This is a genomic window from Ruegeria sp. AU67 (assembly GCF_900312795.1).
In the GTDB taxonomy this organism is placed as follows: domain Bacteria; phylum Pseudomonadota; class Alphaproteobacteria; order Rhodobacterales; family Rhodobacteraceae; genus Ruegeria; species Ruegeria atlantica.
The window spans coordinates 72,826-91,475 of sequence record NZ_OMPH01000031.1; the positions used below are offsets into that span (position 1 = coordinate 72,826).

Annotated in this window: 16 protein-coding genes; 6 read left to right on the forward strand and 10 right to left on the reverse strand. The window is 59.3% G+C overall.

The genetic code is table 11. The annotated features are described in order from the left end of the window. Positions 1-15: 15 nt before the first annotated feature. From DK510_RS18905 to DK510_RS18920, 4 genes are all read left to right on the forward strand, one after another. Positions 16-447, forward strand: coding sequence for a hypothetical protein (locus DK510_RS18905; protein WP_109313414.1), 432 nt, complete (start codon positions 16-18; stop codon positions 445-447). Beyond that, positions 410-3,565 (forward strand): valine--tRNA ligase, encoded by a 3,156-nt coding sequence (locus DK510_RS18910; RefSeq protein ID WP_109313415.1) that lies wholly within the window; start codon positions 410-412, stop codon positions 3,563-3,565. Before DK510_RS18905 ends, DK510_RS18910 begins: the two co-directional genes overlap by 38 nt. Positions 3,566-3,702: 137 nt before the next feature. Further along, the gene (locus DK510_RS18915) at positions 3,703-4,866 is read left to right on the forward strand and encodes a benzoate/H(+) symporter BenE family transporter (protein ID WP_109313471.1); all 1,164 of its coding nucleotides are present in this window, start codon (positions 3,703-3,705) and stop codon (positions 4,864-4,866) included. Positions 4,867-4,905: 39 nt separating this feature from the next. Then, entirely contained in the window at positions 4,906-5,238 is a 333-nt protein-coding gene (locus tag DK510_RS18920; protein ID WP_109313416.1) for a DUF1992 domain-containing protein, read from the forward strand. Here DK510_RS18920 and DK510_RS18925 read toward each other — a convergent pair. The 3 genes from DK510_RS18925 to DK510_RS18935 all read right to left on the reverse strand — a co-directional run bounded on the left by DK510_RS18925 (position 5,235) and on the right by DK510_RS18935 (position 7,521). Then, the gene (locus tag DK510_RS18925) at positions 5,235-5,606 is read right to left on the reverse strand and encodes a VOC family protein (RefSeq protein ID WP_109313417.1); all 372 of its coding nucleotides are present in this window, start codon (positions 5,604-5,606) and stop codon (positions 5,235-5,237) included. The genes DK510_RS18920 and DK510_RS18925 overlap by 4 nt on opposite strands. Next, positions 5,603-6,385 carry a crotonase/enoyl-CoA hydratase family protein gene (locus tag DK510_RS18930; protein WP_109313418.1) on the reverse strand — a complete coding sequence of 261 codons (783 nt, stop codon included), beginning with the start codon at positions 6,383-6,385 and terminating at the stop codon, positions 5,603-5,605. Before DK510_RS18930 ends, DK510_RS18925 begins: the two co-directional genes overlap by 4 nt. A 65-nt stretch (positions 6,386-6,450) precedes the next feature. Next, complete coding sequence (locus DK510_RS18935) at positions 6,451-7,521, reverse strand: SMP-30/gluconolactonase/LRE family protein (RefSeq protein ID WP_109313419.1); 1,071 nt, start codon at positions 7,519-7,521, stop codon at positions 6,451-6,453. A gap of 95 nt (positions 7,522-7,616) precedes the next feature. On the opposite strand from DK510_RS18935, the gene DK510_RS18940 reads away from it, so the two are divergent. Next, positions 7,617-8,717 (forward strand): pyridoxal phosphate-dependent aminotransferase, encoded by a 1,101-nt coding sequence (locus tag DK510_RS18940; RefSeq protein WP_109313472.1) that lies wholly within the window; start codon positions 7,617-7,619, stop codon positions 8,715-8,717. Here the strand turns inward: DK510_RS18940 and DK510_RS18945 are convergent. The 6 genes from DK510_RS18945 to DK510_RS18970 form a co-directional block, all read right to left on the reverse strand. Beyond that, positions 8,714-9,910, reverse strand: coding sequence for an alanine--glyoxylate aminotransferase family protein (locus tag DK510_RS18945; RefSeq protein WP_109313420.1), 1,197 nt, complete (start codon positions 9,908-9,910; stop codon positions 8,714-8,716). The two genes, DK510_RS18940 and DK510_RS18945, sit on opposite strands and share 4 nt — an antisense overlap. Positions 9,911-9,961: 51 nt before the next feature. Continuing rightward, the gene (gene eda, locus DK510_RS18950) at positions 9,962-10,594 is read right to left on the reverse strand and encodes a bifunctional 4-hydroxy-2-oxoglutarate aldolase/2-dehydro-3-deoxy-phosphogluconate aldolase (RefSeq protein WP_109313421.1); all 633 of its coding nucleotides are present in this window, start codon (positions 10,592-10,594) and stop codon (positions 9,962-9,964) included. 3 nt (positions 10,595-10,597) lie between these two features. After that, positions 10,598-12,403, reverse strand: coding sequence for a phosphogluconate dehydratase (gene edd, locus DK510_RS18955; RefSeq protein WP_234999152.1), 1,806 nt, complete (start codon positions 12,401-12,403; stop codon positions 10,598-10,600). Between the two features lie 2 nt (positions 12,404-12,405). Continuing rightward, the gene (gene zwf / locus DK510_RS18960; protein WP_109313423.1) at positions 12,406-13,851 is read right to left on the reverse strand and encodes a glucose-6-phosphate dehydrogenase; all 1,446 of its coding nucleotides are present in this window, start codon (positions 13,849-13,851) and stop codon (positions 12,406-12,408) included. 117 nt (positions 13,852-13,968) lie between these two features. Next, positions 13,969-16,212, reverse strand: a complete 2,244-nt coding sequence (gene ptsP, locus DK510_RS18965) for a phosphoenolpyruvate--protein phosphotransferase (RefSeq protein ID WP_109313424.1) — start codon at positions 16,210-16,212, stop codon at positions 13,969-13,971. A gap of 46 nt (positions 16,213-16,258) precedes the next feature. Next, the gene (locus DK510_RS18970; protein WP_058272246.1) at positions 16,259-17,497 is read right to left on the reverse strand and encodes an aspartate kinase; all 1,239 of its coding nucleotides are present in this window, start codon (positions 17,495-17,497) and stop codon (positions 16,259-16,261) included. A 165-nt stretch (positions 17,498-17,662) separates the two neighbouring features. Here DK510_RS18970 and DK510_RS18975 point away from each other — a divergent pair, with 165 nt between their 5' ends. After that, complete coding sequence (locus DK510_RS18975; protein WP_109313425.1) at positions 17,663-18,016, forward strand: hypothetical protein; 354 nt, start codon at positions 17,663-17,665, stop codon at positions 18,014-18,016. On the opposite strand, the gene DK510_RS18980 is transcribed toward DK510_RS18975, so the two are convergent. Continuing rightward, a complete protein-coding gene (locus DK510_RS18980) occupies positions 18,010-18,648 on the reverse strand; it encodes an SDR family NAD(P)-dependent oxidoreductase (protein ID WP_109313426.1) in 639 nt (212 codons plus the stop codon). The genes DK510_RS18975 and DK510_RS18980 overlap by 7 nt on opposite strands. Positions 18,649-18,650 lie beyond the last annotated feature (2 nt).

Consider the following 18,650-nt stretch of genomic DNA (forward strand, 5'->3'; position numbering starts at 1 on the left):
GTTAACCTACAGGTCATGACATGGGCACATGAAAGCGTATTTCCGTTCACCGCCCTGCTGACCAGCGGTAGCGAAGCCGCCCACGACGTGTATGTCGGTGGCGACGCCCGCGCGGGCATGGCACGGAAGGGCCCCGGCCTCGTCATGCGCTACGCCGATGACAAACTTGCCTCAGAACGGCATATGGGCGCCCTGAAGGATGCTTTCGGTGATCATCTTGAGACGGTGGAATTGACGGTAACGACCACTCATTGCCGACTCTGGATTTTCATCAACCGGCCTACCAGCGTGTTCAGGACTATTTTCGCGCGCGCTTTGCCCAGGCCGAATAGCATACAACCCTTCCCCTTCCCTTACGCATTCGCTATTGCAGGCGCTGACCCGAATTTGTTGACGCAGGACGCATCCAATGGCGATGGAAAAGACATTCAACGCGGCCGAGGCTGAGGCCCGCATTTATGAGGCCTGGGAACAGGCCGGGGCCTTCAAGGCAGGCGCGAACAGATCGCGCGACGAAAGCTTTACCATCATGATCCCGCCTCCCAACGTGACGGGCGCGTTGCACGTGGGCCACGCCTTCAACAACACCTTGCAGGATATCCTGACCCGCTGGCACCGGATGCGCGGCTTCGACACGCTTTGGCAGCCCGGTCAGGACCATGCCGGTATCGCCACCCAGATGCAGGTCGAAAAGATGCTGGCCGCCACCCAACAGCCCAGCCGAAACGAGCTGGGACGTGAGGCGTTTCTGGACAAGGTCTGGGAATGGAAAGGCGAATACGGCGGCACGATTATCGAGCAGCTGAAGCGTCTGGGATCAAGCTGCGACTGGTCGCGCAATGCCTTCACCATGGCTGGCGCGCCGCGTGATCCGCGGACCGGGCACGAGAACTCGGCCAATTTCCATGACGCGGTCATCAAGGTCTTCGTCGACATGTACGAAAAGGGCCTGATCTATCGCGGCAAGCGGCTGGTCAATTGGGACCCCCATTTCGAGACCGCGATCTCGGATCTTGAGGTCGAGAACATCGAAGTCGCCGGGCATATGTGGCACTTCAAGTACCCGCTGGCGGGCGGCGAGACATATGAGTATTTGGAAAAAGATGAAGATGGGAATGTAACCTTCCGTGAAGAGCGGGATTACATTTCGATTGCCACCACCCGCCCCGAAACCATGCTGGGTGACGGCGCGGTTGCGGTTCATCCGTCGGATGAACGGTATGCGCCAATCGTTGGGAAACTCTGCGAAATCCCGGTTGGTCCGAAAGAGCATCGCCGTCAGATCCCGATCATCACCGATGACTACCCCGATCCCAATTTCGGCTCGGGCGCGGTGAAGATCACAGGCGCGCATGACTTTAACGACAACATGGTCGCCAAGCGCGGTGGCATTCCGATGTACCGCCTTATGGACACCAAGGGTGCTATGCGGGCCGATGGCGCGCCCTACGCCGAAGAGGCGGGCAAGGCGCAGGAATACGCACGTGGTCGCGCGTTCACCGAGAACGAGATCGACGCGATTAACCTCGTTCCCGACCATCTGCGAGGTCTCGACCGGTTCGAGGCGCGCGCGAAAGTGGTAGAAGAGATCAACGCTGACGGTCTGGCCGTGATGACCCGTGCAGATGATCCGGTTCTGGGTACCAAGCTGGGCGAGGATGATGATCCCGCAGCACTGGTGCCACTGGTCGAGAGCAAACCGATCATGCAACCGTTTGGCGACCGCTCGAAAGTTGTGATCGAGCCAATGTTCACCGATCAGTGGTTCGTGGATGCCGAAAAGATCGTCGGCCCCGCGCTGGATGCGGTGAAGGACGGCACGGTCAAGATCATCCCTGATTCGGGCGAAAAGACCTATTACCACTGGCTGGAAAACATCGAGCCCTGGTGCATTTCGCGTCAGCTTTGGTGGGGGCACCAGATTCCGGTTTGGTATGGTCTCGATCTGTCTGCGGAAGACTTCATCGATGACGAGAACGACGGAGACCTTGATTTGGTCGAATTGGGTCGTCTGCTGAATGAAGGTGGCATGCTGCACCGTGGCAATGTCATGGAATGCGCAACCAGCTTGGATACAGTCACTGAGAAGTTTCTGGACGACAACGCCAACATTCCCAGCCCGCTGAGCCACGCAACCGTTGTGGAAGTTGCAGACAAACATGAGGCGATCCATCGGTTTGCTGAAAGTCTCGCCCAGTATGCGGTCGAACAAGACCCAACAAAACTGATCTATCCGGTCTGGCGCGACCCCGACGTCCTCGACACCTGGTTCTCCTCCGGCCTCTGGCCGATCGGCACGCTGGGATGGCCCGAACAGACCGAAGAGATGGAGCGCTATTTCCCAACTGATGTGCTCATCACCGGCGCAGATATCCTGTTCTTCTGGGTCGCCCGGATGATGATGATGCAACTGGCCGTGGTGAACGAGATCCCTTTCCATACCGTCTACCTGCATCAACTCGTTCGCGACGAGAAGGGCAAGAAGATGTCCAAGACCACCGGCAACGTCATCGACCCGCTGGAAATCGTGGACGAATTCGGCGCCGACGCGCTGCGCTTTACCAACGCTTCGATGGCGGCGATTGGTGGCGTGCTGAAATTGTCCCGCGAGCGCATCACCGGTTATCGAAACTTTGGCACCAAGCTGTGGAACGCGGTCCGATTTGCCGAGATGAACGAGGTCTTTACCGACGCCGTTCCTCAACTGGACGTGGCTGACCTGAAGCCCAAAGCTGCGGTGAACCGCTGGATAATCGGCGAAACCGCCCGCGTGCGGGAAGAGGTCGACGCGGCGCTGGAAAGCTACCGTTTCAACGACGCGGCCAACGGGCTTTATGCCTTTGTCTGGGGTAAGGTTTGCGACTGGTACGTAGAGCTGTCCAAGCCACTGCTGCAAGGGGACGATGCCGAGGCGCAGGCCGAGACCCGCGCCACGATGCGTTGGGTTCTGGATCAGTGCATGGTCCTGCTGCACCCGATCATGCCGTTCATCACTGAAGAGCTGTGGGGCTTGACCGGCGATCGCGCTAAAATGGTTGTCCATGCTGACTGGCCGACTTACGCAGGCGCCGAATTGATCGACGCTGAAGCGGATCGTGAGATGAACTGGGTGATCTCGGTGATCGAAAACACCCGCTCGGCTCGTGCACAGATGCGGGTTCCGGCCGGTCTTTACGTGCCGATGCTGGTGACCGAGATCGACGCGAATGGGCAAGCCGCATGGGACCGCAACGAAGCGCTGATCAAACGCCTGACACGGATCGACAGCCTGACCAAGGCGGATGAGTTGCCCAAAGGTACGATCTCGATCGCCGCCCCCGGTGCATCCTTCGGCCTACCGCTGGCGGATATCATCGATATCGGAGCGGAAAAGGAACGGCTGGAGAAAGCCAAGGGCAAGCTGGCCAAAGAACTGGGCGGCCTGCGCGGACGTCTGAACAACCCCAAATTCGTGGCGTCGGCCCCGGAAGAGGTTGTCGCGGAAGCCAAAGCCAACCTTGCCGCCCGCGAAGAAGAAGAGGCGAAACTGAACGAGGCCCTCGCCCGTTTGGCCGAAATCGCCTGATCTTCAGAATTTCGCAAATACTCAAAATCTAACACCCGCCGCTCACCCGGCGGGTTTTTTTGTTCGGTGACGTATTTCACCTTGTTTCTATCCGCTTGCGATTGTTAGCAATCTCTGCAGACAATTCCGAGGAAGTCATGGTGCGCCCTTTCCCTCCTGTGCAGACAATTTCGACCGGGCTTGTGGTAGCGGTCGTAGGGTTTTTCAGCTCTTTTCCGATCGTGCTGCAGGGCCTTATTGCAATGGGCGCCTCGGAGGCTGAGGCGGCCTCGGGTTTGATGATGGCCGCGGTTGCAATGGGGGTGACGGCGATTGTGGTCAGCCTTTGGTACCGGCAGCCGATCAGCGTGGCATGGTCAACACCCGGAGCCGCCCTGCTGGCGGTCTCGGCGACCCCATTGGTCGGATTTTCTGATGCAGTTGGGGCATTTCTTTGCGCCGGAGCCCTGACTGTTGTTGCCGGAATGTGGCGTCCGCTTGGACGGCTTGCGGCCGCTATCCCGACAACACTTGCACAGGCCATGCTGGGCGGGGTTTTGCTGCCCTTGTGCATCATTCCGTTCAAGGCGGCAGTTGAGCTGCCCTGGCAAGCGCTGCCGGTCATTTTGACGTGGTTTATCGCCGGGCGGATCAATCGGTTGATCGCAGTTCCTGCCGCGGTGGTCGCCGCGGCAATTGTCGTTGTTCTGAACGCCGGTGACGGTTCGGTCCGACCCGAGCATCTGGTCGCTGCCCCTGTCTGGACCATGCCGACATTCTCGATCGCATCGGCGATCGGGATCGGCATCCCCCTGTTCATCGTCACCATGGCTACGCAAAACATCCCCGGCATCGCCGTCATGCGCAGCTTTGGGTATGCGCCAATTGCTGGCAAGCTGTTCTCAGCCGTCGGAGGTGCCAGTATTCTGTCTGCCCCCTTTGGCGCTCCGGCCACGTGCCTTGCCGCGATTACCGCTGCGATGTGTTCGAACGAAGACAGCTACCCGGACCCGAACCAGCGTTACTGGTCAGCGGTTATGGCAGGCCTGTTTTACTGCGTCTTTGGCGTCTTTGCCGTGGCAATCACCGGGTTCGCGGCCCACGCCGACCCATTGCTCATGGGCACTCTGACCGGCATTGCCCTGATTGGTGTGATGGCAAATGCGACCTTTGCTGCATTAGAGGTTCCCGCCGAACGCGAAGCGGCGATTCTGACATTCGCCATAACGGCATCAGGAATCACCGTCTTCGGCCTGGGCGCTGCAGTCTGGGGTTTGGCCGCAGGTGGTATCGCCTATCTGGTTACCAACCGATCCAGATGACAGCTTTCCCCCGCTGTGCTGGTCGGGTACTATGAACCTATGCTTGGATCGCTCGGAAAACTGGTCGAACGCCAGATCAAAAAGGCGCAAGCCGAAGGTCAGCTAGAGGGGCTGGAAGGCGAAGGCCAGCCGCTGCCTGACCGTTCGTCCGAGGCTCAGACCGATCCGGCCGTCGCCGCCGGTCATCGGATCATGGCGCAAGCAGGCGTTCTTCCCGAAGAGTTCAGCATCAAGAAAGAGTTGGATGCCGCGCGCAAAACCTATGCGTCGCAGTCCGATGCTGACGAGCGTAAGGTGTCTATGGCTAAGATCGCTGAGCTTGAGATGCGATACAATATGGCCCGTGATGCACGACGGGCATTTATGCGTTAATTGCCGGGCGCAAATGCCCTGCTTGACACGGAAATCGAGTTTCCCGACGGATCCTTGGCATTCGCGAAACTGTAGCCATCCGCCTTGTGGATCGGACCAAATTTCAGCCCGTGCTGCGCGGCTTGTCTGCAAAACCCAGCAACGTCCACGACATCAAAAACAATTTTGACCGCTGCTTGCCCCTGCCGGGCGGCCTTGCTGGCCGGATGCAACAACAAGCGCAAGCCGTTTTCGTCCGGCACAAGCTCTACAATCCGGTCCCCTTCGAGTTGGCGGGCAGCATAACCAAAATGCGTCTCATAGAAATGCACCATCTTGTCGATATCCTTGGTGTACAGGATCAATCGTGTGACAGGCGCCGAGATCATTTGAACTCTGGCTTGCGACCTTGCAAATTCGCCGCAATGACCTCCATCTGATCCGGTTTGCCGATCAGCTCCGCCTGCTCTGATGACTCCTCCAGCAGCACCTCTGTGCGAGGCTTGGCTTCCGCAACCTCTATCAGGCGCTTGGCCGCGCGGATGGCCGAAGGGCTTTGACCAGCGATGTCTTCGGCCAAGGCCAATGCCTCGGTCAGTGGGTCATCCGACAGTTTGGTAACCAGCCCCCAGTCCGCCGCCTGCGCGGCACCGATGGGGCGGGCCGAATAGGTCAACAGGCGTAAAACGTCCGACCGGACCAGCTTGGGCAGCAGAACCATCCCGCCCATGTCGGGGATCAGACCCCACTTCATCTCCATCACGGCGAGTTTAGCCTCGGGATGTGCTATCCGGATGTCAGCGCCCAGCGCAAGTTGCAAACCGCCGCCATAAGCAACACCCTGAATGGCACAAATGACGGGAACGGGCACGCGTTGCCAAACCAAGGCAACTTCCTGCACTTCATTGGCGTCCTTGTGGCTGCGGGTCATCAACCATTCGGTCGGGTCCGTTTGCGCCATGCTCGCAAAGCTGGCCATGTCCAGACCCGCGCAAAAGCTTTTGCCTTCACCCGATAGCACCACCGCACGGGCATCCGAGGCAGCGACCTCCTGCCCCGCAGAAATGATGGCCTTTATCATCGCATCATCCAGCGCATTCATCTTGTCGCCGCGCGTCAGAGTTACGTGCGCGATGTGATTTTTGTATTCGACGGATACTCGTGACATCTCAGGCCTCTCAATTCCGGTTAGGGGTACAATGCCCCGATGGATCAGGCAGTTCCACCTCAACGTTAGGGCAGATTTGACGCAGGCATGCGCCCGAACCAGGGCGAATCCAATGTCATGACGTAGAAATGTCCCCCGGCCAACTTGCCACCCGTGGTGATGCCCAGCCGACCCCCGGGGTCTTGCAAGGTCTGCAGGATGTTCCCGTCGCCGTCAAACTGCACCATCATCCCGCGATGGATCGGCGCAGGCCGCACCGTCGGCCCCAGTCGCCAGATCACCTTGCGCAGGAACGGGTATGGCATCAGTGCCTCGCTTGGCACGCGCGGGCTGGCAAAAGCCATCCAATACGTACCATCACCCTGTGCCTCGATGTTGTCGGGATAGCCTGGGAGATTGTCCATCAGGACCTCTTGCTGCCCGGCCTTCGGGCCGGTCAACCAAAGCTTGTGCACCCGGGCGCGCCCGGTTTCGGCGATCAGCAGAAAATCCTCACCTGGCGACAACGCGACGCCGTTTGTGTAGACAAAGCCTTCGGCCAGTTTCTCGGTCGTGCCATCGGGCGCGTGGCGGGCAACGTAACCTGTGTCCGATTGCTCCCAGATGGTCAGTACCGAAGTCGGTTTGGTCCCGCCCATCGTTTCGGGATCGAACCGATCGGACGAGTTTGAGAAATAGATCGTCCCGTCCTTCGCCACGTCCAATTGATTTGCATAGATCACCGGCGCGCCGTTTATCTCAGACACGACTGGCTGCAGCGTACCGGGGCCGGTCCAGCGCATGATGCCTCGGAAGCTGTCGGCGATGTAAAGCACCCCATCCGGACCGACCGTCAGGCCCAAGGGCCGACCGCCGAGGTCGTCAACTTTCACCGGGGCCTCGTCGTCTATTCGGTACAGAGCCCCGGACAAGCTGGTCGTGTACACGGACCCGTCGGGCATGATGGCAATGTCTTCGGGGCCTTTCTCATCGTCAGGCAACGAGATCAGCTCCAGTTGGTCCAACGCATTGTTCTCCGCGAAGTCACCAGTGAAACCCGGTGCTTCGGGTGGGGTCCATGCCACCGGTTGAACCGGGACCGGCCAGAAAACCAGATAGGCGAGGCCGACAATCAACAAGCCCAAAACAATGCGCATGCGCGCTCCTCCCTTTAATCGTTACGCGAACAATGCGGAGCAGCATCCTGCAACGCAAGCTTGCCTGTCGTATGACCTTACGTTTATCTGCCCCCATGACAGAGCCACGCTATACCCCGCTTGCCCAATCCCTGCCTGCAACCGTGCCGTTTGTTGGCCCCGAAACGCAGGAACGCCAGCGTGGCGCGCCATTTGTGGCGCGGCTGGGCGCAAATGAAAGCGTGTTTGGACCCTCTCCGCACGCCATAGCGGCAATGGCAGAAACGGGGATCTGGATGTATGGCGATCCGGAAAACCACGATCTGCGCGCTGCATTGGCGGATCACCATGGAATCGGGCCCGAAAACATCGTGGTTGGCGAAGGCATCGACGGGCTGTTGGGTTACCTGGTGCGGCTACTGGTCGGATCCGGAGACGCGGTTGTCACCTCAGATGGGGCATACCCGACCTTCAACTACCATGTGACGGGGTTCGGCGGAACGCTCCACAAAGTGCCGTATCGCGACGACCACGAGGATCCGGCGGCGCTGTTTGCCAAGGCGGGTGAAGTGGATGCCAAGCTGGTGTATCTGGCCAATCCTGACAACCCGATGGGTAGCTGGCACTCCGGAGCGGATATCGTGGCGGCGCTGGACGATCTGCCCGACGGGAGTCTGCTTGTATTGGACGAGGCCTATGTGGAATGTGCGCCTGAAGGCACCGCCGCCCCAGTGGCAGCAGACGATCCGCGGGTGATCCGGATGCGAACTTTTTCAAAGGTGTACGGCATGGCGGGCGCGCGTGTTGGCTATGCCATAGGCGCACCCGGCCTGATTTCAGCCTTCAATAAGGTGCGCAACCATTTCGGAATGAACCGAGCCGCGCAGGTCGGTGCGCTGGCCGCACTGAATGATGCCGAGTGGCTAAATCATGTTCAGACCAAGATTACCGAAGCGCGTGACCGGATTGGCCATATTGCACGAGAGAATGGTTTAGCGCCCTTGCCGTCGGCCACCAACTTCGTTGCCATTGATTGCGGGAAGGATGGGGCCTTTGCCAAGGCGGTTCTGGACTCGCTGGTTGCGCAGGGCATTTTCGTGCGTATGCCCTTTGCCGCCCCGCAAAATCGCTGCATCCGCGTCAGCTGTGGCGAGGCAGCCGATCTGGATGCTTTTGCCACAGCATTGCCAAAAGCGCTTGCCGAGGCGCGGCGCTAGGCCGTCGACGCAAGCACCGCAGCTGCAGCTTCTAACGCGCCTTTACCGCGAGGGATATCCAGTGCGGCCATGGCTGTTTCCACACCGCCCAACGTAGCCATAACCATCTGGCCGTTGACGTGACCCATATGGCCAAGGCGGAAGCATCCGTCCCAGTCGTCCATCCCCAGACCAATACCAAGGGTCAAGCCCAGTTGGTTTTCAGTGAACTTGCGCAATGGCGTGCCGCGTCCCTCGGTCAGTCGCAAGGCGGTGACAGCGTGGCTGCGGTGTTGACGATCGGCAACATTTAGATGCAGCGCGCCACCTTGCGCCCAAATTTCACACGCTTCCCAGATCGCCGTGGCAAGGCGCTCGTGACGCGCCCAAACCTGTTCCATCCCCTCGGCATGGGTCATGTCTAAGGCTGCGCGCAAACCGTAGAGGTGATGGGTCGGCGCAGTGCCGTTGAAATACTGATAAAACAGCTCAGGGTTCGCCCGCGGCTGCCAGTCCCAGTATTGCGATACACGCGGCATAGCGGCACGTTTGGCCTGTGCTTTGTCATTGAAGAAGACAAAGCCGGTGCCAGCGGGTGTCATCAGCCCCTTCTGACAGGCCGTAACCGTAACATCGACGCCCCAGGCATCCATTTCGAACCGGTCACACCCCAGCGAGGCAATGCAATCCGCCATCAAAAGCGCCGGGTGGCCCAGATCGTCCAACAAGGCGCGTAGTGCTGGAATGTCGTTTCGGATTGAACTTGAGGTGTCCACATGAACGGCCAGTAACGCCTTGATCATGTGGGCTTTGTCGTCACGCAATGCCTCGGCAATACGGTCAAAATCCCACGCCGAGGACGAGCCGAAGTCGATCAATTGAACGTTGGCGCCGATACCCTCGGCCATCTCGGCCCAGCCATGGGTAAATCGGCCAGATGCGGGGGCTAGAACCGTTTCACCGGGCGCGATGACGTTGGATAGCGCGGCTTCCCACGTTCCGTGGCCGTTAGAGATATAGATAGCAACGCTATGCTCGGTCCGGGCCACGCGACACAGATCGCGGGTCAGTGATGGCATCATCTCGATCAGCTCGCCTTCGTAAATATTCGGCGACGGGCGGTGCATGGCCTGCAAAACCGCATCAGGGATGACCGAAGGTCCTGGAATCGCCAGATATTCGCGCCCTCGCGCCAGGAAAATGGAGTTTGTCATGGGATCAACCTGTATGAATTGACGCCCACCCTAGCGCAGCTTTAAGCGGCGTCAATCCATCAGCTTGGAGGCCGCGCGCGCAAGGTTTTCGATACCGGCCCAATCCCCATCAATGACCATCTTTTTCGGCGCAACCCAGCTTCCGCCCGCGCAAACCACATTGGACAAGGACAGGTAATTCTTTGCATTTTCGGGGGACACACCACCGGTCGGGCAAAACTTGATTTGCGGCAACGGCGCGCCGATCGCCTTCAACGCCGGTGCACCACCCGATGCCTCGGCCGGGAAGAACTTGAGCATGTCATAGCCCTTTTCCAACAGACGCATCGCCTCACTGGCTGTGGCGGCGCCGGGCAACAAGGGCAGACCCTCGGCCTCGCAGGCCGCGATCAGAATGTCGGTGGCACCGGGCGAGACGCCGAATCGCGCGCCTGCTTCTTTCGCGGCGCGCACATCTTCGGGCGTCACCAAAGTTCCCGCGCCGACAACGCCGCCCGGCACATCCGCCATAGCGCGGATCGCATCCAGCGCGGCGGGGGTGCGTAGAGTGACCTCAAGCGCGGGCAGGCCACCTGCGACAAGCGCCTCGGCCAATGGGCGCGCCTGAGCCGCTTCATCGACGACAAGGACAGGAACAATGGGCGCAAGTGCGCAGATTTCACGCGTGCGTTGGGTTTTGGACATGGGTCAAACTCCGAATATACTGGCGCCGGTGTCTGCTGATCCGACATTTTGGCGGAAGGTAGCGAAAAGGTCTCGCCCCACGCCGTGTTGGTTGGCCGACAGATCAGCGGCGGCAGGTGTACGGTCCAGAACCCCGGGGGTCAGAATCTCCAACTCACCCTTCACCGCATCGACGCGCAAGATGTCGCCATCCTGCAGGTAAGCGATCGGCCCGCCATCCAGCGCCTCGGGGCAGACATGGATCGCCGCAGGGACTTTGCCGGACGCGCCGGACATACGACCATCGGTAACAAGCGCCACCTTTTGCCCACGGCCCTGCAAGATCGACAGGATCGGCGTCAGCGAGTGTAGCTCGGGCATGCCATTTGCTTTGGGTCCCTGGAACCGGACAACAACGATGACGTCGCCGGTGAACTCTCCGGCCTTAAACGCGGCTTTCGCCTCATCCTGATCATGGAACACGCGTACAGGCGCCTCGACAACCTGATGTTCCGGGGCGACGGCCGAAACCTTCATCACGCCCGTGCCCAAATTGCCAGTCAGGCGCGACAACCCACCAGTGGGTTGGAACGGGTCTTTCACCGGGCGGACGATTTTTTCGTTCAGGCTGTGGCCAGCGCCGTCTTCCCAAACCAGCTCACCGTTCTTCAGCTTCGGTTCTTTGGTGTAACTCCGTAGACCCTGCCCCGCGACGGTCAGAGTGTCAGGGTGCAGAAGCCCATCTTCCAGTAGCGTTCCAATGCAGTACGCAAGACCACCCGCTGCGTGGAAGTGGTTCACGTCTGCCAGACCGTTCGGGTAAACCCGCGCAACCAGAGGCACCACGGCGGAAATGTCAGAAAAATCCTGCCAATCCAGTACTATACCACCCGCGCGCGCCATTGCGATCAAATGGATCAGCAGGTTGGTCGACCCACCCGTGGCCATCAGACCCACGATGCCGTTCACAAACGCCCGCTCATCCAGTACCTGATAGACTGGTGTATAGTGGTTGCCCAGCGCACTCAGCGACAGGGCGCGGCGCGCGCCTTCCTCGGTCAGCGCATCCCGCAGAGGCGTGTTGGGATTCACAAAGCTGGAGCCTGGCAGGTGCAGGCCCATGAATTCCATCAGCATCTGATTGGTGTTCGCGGTGCCATAAAAAGTACAAGTGCCCGGTCCGTGATACGCGGCCATTTCAGCGGCCATAAGCTCGTCACGGCCGATCTCTCCTGCGGCAAATTTCTGGCGAATCTTTGCTTTTTCATCGTTGGGCAAACCGCTGGTCATCGGTCCGGCTGGCAGGAACACAGCGGGCAGGTGGCCGAACGCCTGTGCGCCGATGATCAAACCGGGAACGATCTTGTCACAGACGCCCAGGAAAACGGCCGCGTCGTAGGTGTTATGGCTCAGCGCCACTCCGGTCGCCAGGGCAATCACGTCGCGGGAAAACAGAGACAACTCCATCCCCGCCTCGCCTTGGGTGACGCCGTCACACATGGCTGGCACGCCACCCGCAACTTGTGCAGTGCCACCTGCGGCTCGGATCGCATCGCGGATCAGGCCGGGATAACGCTCGAACGGCTGGTGGGCGGAAAGCATGTCGTTATAGGCGGTGACGATGCCCAGATTACCGGCCGTATCAGTGGCCATCGCTTGCTGATCCTCACCCGCACCGGCATAGGCATGGGCTTGACCGCTGCAAGACAAATGCGCGCGCGCCGGTCCCTTGGATCGGGCATGTTCCATACGCTCAATATGCGGGCCGCGCAGTTCGGCGCTGCGGTCGATGATGCGTTGAGTGACGTCGGTGATGACTGAATGTACCATGATTACCCTCCGATCTGACGCCAGCGGCGCCCATCGCGATGCATCAGCATCAGCGCTTCTTCTGGGCCGGAACTGCCCTGATCATATTTTGCGGGGCGATCTCCACGCTCTTCCCAACTGTGAATAATGGGATCAACCCAGGCCCAGGCGGCTTCGGCCTCGTCCCCGCGCATGAACAGGGTTTGGTCGCCGCGAATGACATCCATAACCAGACGTTCATATGCATCTGGCGATTGCGCTTCGTCCCCAAGCGCCTCGGCAAAACTCATGTCCAGCGCAACATCTGACAGGCGGAACCCGCCCTGCCCCGGTTCTTTGATCGTCGTGCGCAGGGTAATACCTTCGTCCGGTTGCAGGCGGATCACCAGCACGTTGCCGTGCAGCGGGCCGACATTGGGGAAGATCGTATGCGGCGGATCCCGGAAAAACACCGCGATTTCGGATTCGCGGGCACGCAGGCGTTTTCCAGTTCGCAAATAGAACGGCACACTGGCCCAGCGCCAGTTGCCGATATGGGCCTTAAGAGCGATGTAGCTTTCGGTGCGGCTCGCGGGGTTGCCCACATGATCCAAATAACCGTCGCCACCTTTGCTCGAACGATATTGGCCGCGTGCGATGTCAGACGGCGCAACGGGCTCCAGCGCTTCAATCACCTTGACCTTCTCGTCACGCACGGCGTTGGGCGAAAATTTGGACGGAGGTTCCATCGCAGTCAGGCACAGAAGTTGAACAAGGTGGTTCTGCACCATGTCCCGCATCGCACCGGACTGATCGTAATAGGCTCCGCGCCCTTCGACGCCAACAGTCTCGGCCACGGTGATTTGAACATGATCGACATGTGTCGCGTTCCAGAGAGGTTCGAACAGGGAATTGGCAAAGCGCAGCGCCATCAGGTTCTGCACCGTTTCCTTTCCCAAATAGTGGTCGATCCGATATATCTGATGCTCTTCAAAGCAGGCTCGCAGCCCGGAGTTCAGCGCCTTGGCCGAGGCGAGGTCGTGGCCAAAGGGTTTTTCGACCACGATACGGCTGTCGGGCGTCGCCATGCTATGATCGCTCAGCCGTTTTGCGATACCCGAGAAAAGGCTGGGGCCAACTGACAGGTAGAATGCGCGTACAACGTCAGGGCGCAAGGTATTGGCAAGTTCTTTCCAACCGGAGTCTCCCAGTGCGTCAACGGGAACATATTCAACATGGCTCAGAAACTGATCCAAAACGTCTTTTTTGAAGCTGGGCGCAAACTCTTTCATCGAGGTGCGGATTTGCTCGCGGAACCCGTCGCTGTCCATGTCAGACCGCGCCGTGCCAATGATCTTTGCGTCTTCGGGCATCTGGCCAACTTCGAACCGATGATAGAGCCCGGGCAAGATCTTGCGCTGCGCCAGATCGCCGGTCGCGCCGAATAGCACCAGATCGAACGGGTCTACCGGGATTACGCGTGAAACCATCTATGGGCTCCTTCAAATCTGCTGGCATCACTCAGGCGCAGTTATCACTGGTCCTTGTGTTGCAAGCGCTGTTACCGCTAACATTCAGGCACTGAATAGGGAAGCGCAACTAGAAAATCAACCCTGATTCCGCAACCACTCCATTACCGAGGATCGAACCGATTGGTCTCCACGATGGCGGGCGTCAGCGATGATCTTACGCAGTGACTGCAGATCGGCGCGCAACAGCACGCTTTTGACCGGGCCTATCGACGCAGGGCGCATAGACAGGGTCCGAATACCCATGGCTGCCAGACAAAGCGCTTCAACCGGTCGCCCGGCATCCTCGCCACAGAAAGACAACGGCGTGTTCGAGATATTGCAGCGTTCGACAATCCGTTCGATGAAGGTCAGGAAGCTGACATTCAGCGTGTCATAGCGTCGGCGCACCAGCTCGTTTTCGCGGTCAGCGGCAAAAAAGAACTGTTTCAGGTCGTTGCCCCCGATCGAGACGAAATCGACCTCGTCAAAGAACTTCTGCGGGGCAAAGGCGAGAGACGGCGTTTCCAGCATTGCGCCAACTTCGATCGATTCTGGCAGCACATGACCAAGGCGCTTTTCGCGTTCGATGGTCTTGTTCACTTCCCAACGTGCCTCACGGTATTCTTCGGCCTGCGCCACAAACGGGAACATGATTGTTAAAGGCCGCCCATTGGCTGCACGCATCAACGCCTGCAACTGCATCCGCATAACGCCGCGTTTATCCAGACCAACGCGAATAGCGCGCCAGCCCAAAGCCGGGTTCGGCTCTTCGACGTGCTTCATGTAGGGCAGAACTTTGTCCGACCCGATATCCAGTGTGCGGAACACCACGCGCATGTCGCCAGCAGCATCCATCACGCGCTGATATTGTGTCACAAGCTCGGACCGCTTGGGCATCTGATTGCGGATCAGGAACTGAAGCTCGGTGCGGAACAGGCCCACACCCTCGGCCCCGGAATTGCCCAGCGACGGCAGATCGGCCATCAGGCCCGCGTTCATAACCAGATTGATCCGCTCACCATCGCGCGTCACTGTCGGAGTATCGCGGATCGAGGCATAGCGTTCCTGCGCTTTGGCCTGCATTGCGATTTTATCGCGAAACGCGGAGACAACCGTATCTTCCGGGCGCAGTTGGACCATTCCCTGATCGCCATCGACCAGAATATGATCTCCGTTCAATGCCTCTGTGGTGATGTGCCCAACGTGAACCACCAGTGGAATTGCCAGGGCACGGGCCACAATCGTTGCGTGGCTACCGACTGAGCCTTCTTCAAGAACGATCCCTTTCAACGAGCGGCCATATTCCAACAGATCCCCAGGCCCGATATTTCGGGCAACCAGGATCGGATCGGGTGGCAGGTCGGCCCCGTTGGTACCCCCCTGCCCGGTCAAGATGCGCAGCAGCCGGTTGCTGAGGTCATCCAGATCTGCCAGCCGTTCACGCAGATAGGGGTCGGTGACCTGCCCCATCCGGGCGCGGGCTTGCGATTGTTCTTTCTCAACCGCCGCTTCGGCGCTAAGGCCCAGGGCAATGTCCTCTTCCATCCGGCGCATCCAGCCCTTGGAATTGGCGAACATCCGGTATGCTTCCAGTACCTGCAATTGCTCCTTGTCACCGCCCTGCGAAATCTCAAGCATCTTGTCGACGCCCACGCGCAGCTCATCCACAGCCTCATTCAGACGTTCGCGTTCGCGGTGGGGATCGTCGGCAATCGGGTTGGTGACGACAACACGGGGTTCATGCAACCAGACATGCCCTTCGGCAGCTCCTTCCTGTGCCGGGCCTCCCTCAAATTGCACCGATTGCTGGTGCCGGGGTGAAAGGGCAGCGCCCTCGCCCACAAAGGCGCCAAGCTCGGTCATTTCGGCCAAGACCATGGCGACCACTTCCAGCGCGTAGACCTCGTCAGCAGAATACAAACGCGCGTCACGAGATTGAACGACCAATACGCCCAGCTTTTCACCCAAACGCTGGATCGGCACCCCAATAAAAGACGAGAATCTTTCTTCACCAGTTTCCGGCATATACCGAAACCCTTTGGTCGAAGGCGCGTCTGCGGTGTTCACGACCTTGCCTGATTGCGCAACATGACCAACAAGCCCTTCACCCAACCGCATACGTGTTTTGTGAACCGCCTCTGGCGACAACCCTTCAGTCGCGCAAAGCTCAAGGGTGTCGGCATCCCGGAACAGGTAGATCGAGCACACCTCGGCCCGGATACTATCCGCGATCAGATGCGTTATCCGGTCAAGACGTTCCTGACCGGCGGCTTCGCTCGCCATCTCTTCGCGCAGCCGCCCCAGCAGCTTGCGGGATTCAGTTTCGGTGCCTTCCGCCATATCCCACCCAAATTACGGAATCAGGCGAGACCTTTGGCTGAAATGCTCAGGCCGCCTTGTCCAATTCAAAGGCATCATGCAGTGCCTGAACAGCAAGTTCCATGTATTTCCTGTCGACTAGGACGGAAATTTTGATCTCAGAGGTTGTAATGACCTTGATGTTGATCCCCTCATCCGAGAGTATCTTGAACATCTTGGCCGCCACGCCCGACTGCGAGCGCATGCCGATCCCCACGACCGAGACCTTGCAGACATCCTGGTCCGCGACCAGTTCGGCATAATTCAGCTCACCCGCATCCTTGATTGCCAGCAATGCCTGTTCGGCGCGGGCCACCTGATCGGTGGGGCAGGAAAAGGTCATGTCCGTGCGCCCTTCGTCCGAGATGTTCTGCACGATCATATCGACATTCACGCCCGCGTCGCTGAGCGCGGTAAAGATGATCGACGCGATGCCCGGGCGGTCAGCCACCGAGACAACAGTCATCTTGGCTTCGTCGCGGGAATAGGCCACACCGGCCACAACATTGGATTCCATGATATCCTCCTCATCGCAGACCAGGGTACCGGCCTCGTCGGATTGTTCCTCAAAGCTTGAAAGAACGCGCAGTTTTACCTTGTAGCGCATCGCCAATTCGACTGAGCGGGTCTGCAGCACCTTTGCCCCCAGCGAGGCCAATTCCAGCATTTCCTCGAACGAAATGCGGTCCAGCTTGCGTGCCTTCTCGCAGATGCGCGGGTCCGTGGTATAGACACCATCAACGTCCGTGTAGATGTCGCACCGCTCGGCACCGAAGGCGGCGGCAAACGCGACGGCGGTGGTGTCTGACCCACCCCGGCCCAAGGTCGTGATACGGCCTTCTGGGCTGATGCCCTGAAACCCGGCGACGACGGCAACCTTCATGCCCTCGCCAAACTTCTGGTTCAGGTTATCGGTCGGAATTTCTTCGATCCGGGCCTGGCTGTGGGCGCTGGTGGTCATCAGCGGAACCTGCCAGCCCTGCCAGCTTCGGGCCGGGACATCCATTTCCTGCAACGTCAACGCCATCAGGCCAGCGGTAATATTCTCACCCGAGGACACGACGGCATCATATTCCCGCGCATCGTACAACGGTGATGTTTCATCGACCCAGCCCACAAGCTCGTTTGTCTTGCCGGACATGGCCGAGACGATGACGATCACGTCATAGCCCTTCGCCACTTCGACGCCGATGCGCTTGGCTGCGCGGCGGATACGGTCAAGGTTGGCAACCGAAGTGCCGCCAAATTTCATCACGAGTAAGGGCATGGGGGCAAGTGTCTCCGCGCCTTGGATTTCTGGTCTCGTGCGTCTTATGCGAGGGGGGCCGCAAGGGCAAGAGTTCAAAACCGGTCGGATGGCCGCATCTGACCGCTTTACAACCGACACAGAGGCTGTCAGCCTGCATCCCGAAATTATTCCCAGAGGTTTTACATGTTCCGCGTTGCCGCAGCCCTCGCCCTTTTGTCTTCATCCGCCGTTGCGCAGGTCTCTACGCTGGCTGCAACCGACGGCAAGAATGCTTTGGGCACGGTGCCCTGTGCCAAGGCCGGTGCGGCGCTAAGCAGCTGCCACGCCGAACTGCGACACCATGACGACGGGACCACGACCCTGGCAGTGGGACTGGGCGGCGCCGAAGTGCGCAGCATCTATTTCACGGATGGCATCCCGACCTCTAGCAGCTCACCTGCCCGGATCAGCCATGAAACGCGGGGAGACTTGACGGTGGTCTTCATCGATCCGGATGAAGTTTACGAAATCCCCACGGCGGCTTTGAAACGTCAATAAGCGTGCGGCTGACCGTCCCAGGTTTCAAAACACCCGGTAGTGGCGAGTGACAATGCCCCAAAGCGGTCAAGAAGCCCGTCGGCAGCCTGATCAACAGTGATCGCAGCCTGAGTGCCCCCCATATCCGTCTGCACCCAACCCGGATGATAGATACCCACGGCGACGCCATCCGCGCGCAGATCCGTCGCCAGATTGCGCCCCAGATTCAGGGCCGCCGCTTTGGACGCGCGATAGATATAGCTGCCACCGGGCGCGCGCGTATGCGACGCCATCTGGGACGACAGGATCGCAACTTTGCCTTTCGCGCCCTGAAGATTGGGCAAAAGCGCCTGCACGGTCAGAAACACACCTGTCACATTGGTTGCAAAACTCTGCGCCCACATGTCGGCCGGATAGCCGTCTATCCCGTGGCCTTTGTCCAGATAGACCCCGGCGTTGCAGATCAACAGATCAACCGGACGACCCGCAAGCCCTTGTGCCATGGCGGCTTGCTGTTTCGGATCAGTCACATCCAGTACAAGCTGCGCACTGGAATCCCGTGCGGTTCCGGTAACGTCATGGCCCTGCGCGCGATAACGATCTGCCAGAGCTTGCCCAATTCCGCGATTAGCCCCGGTGATAACGATATGCATGG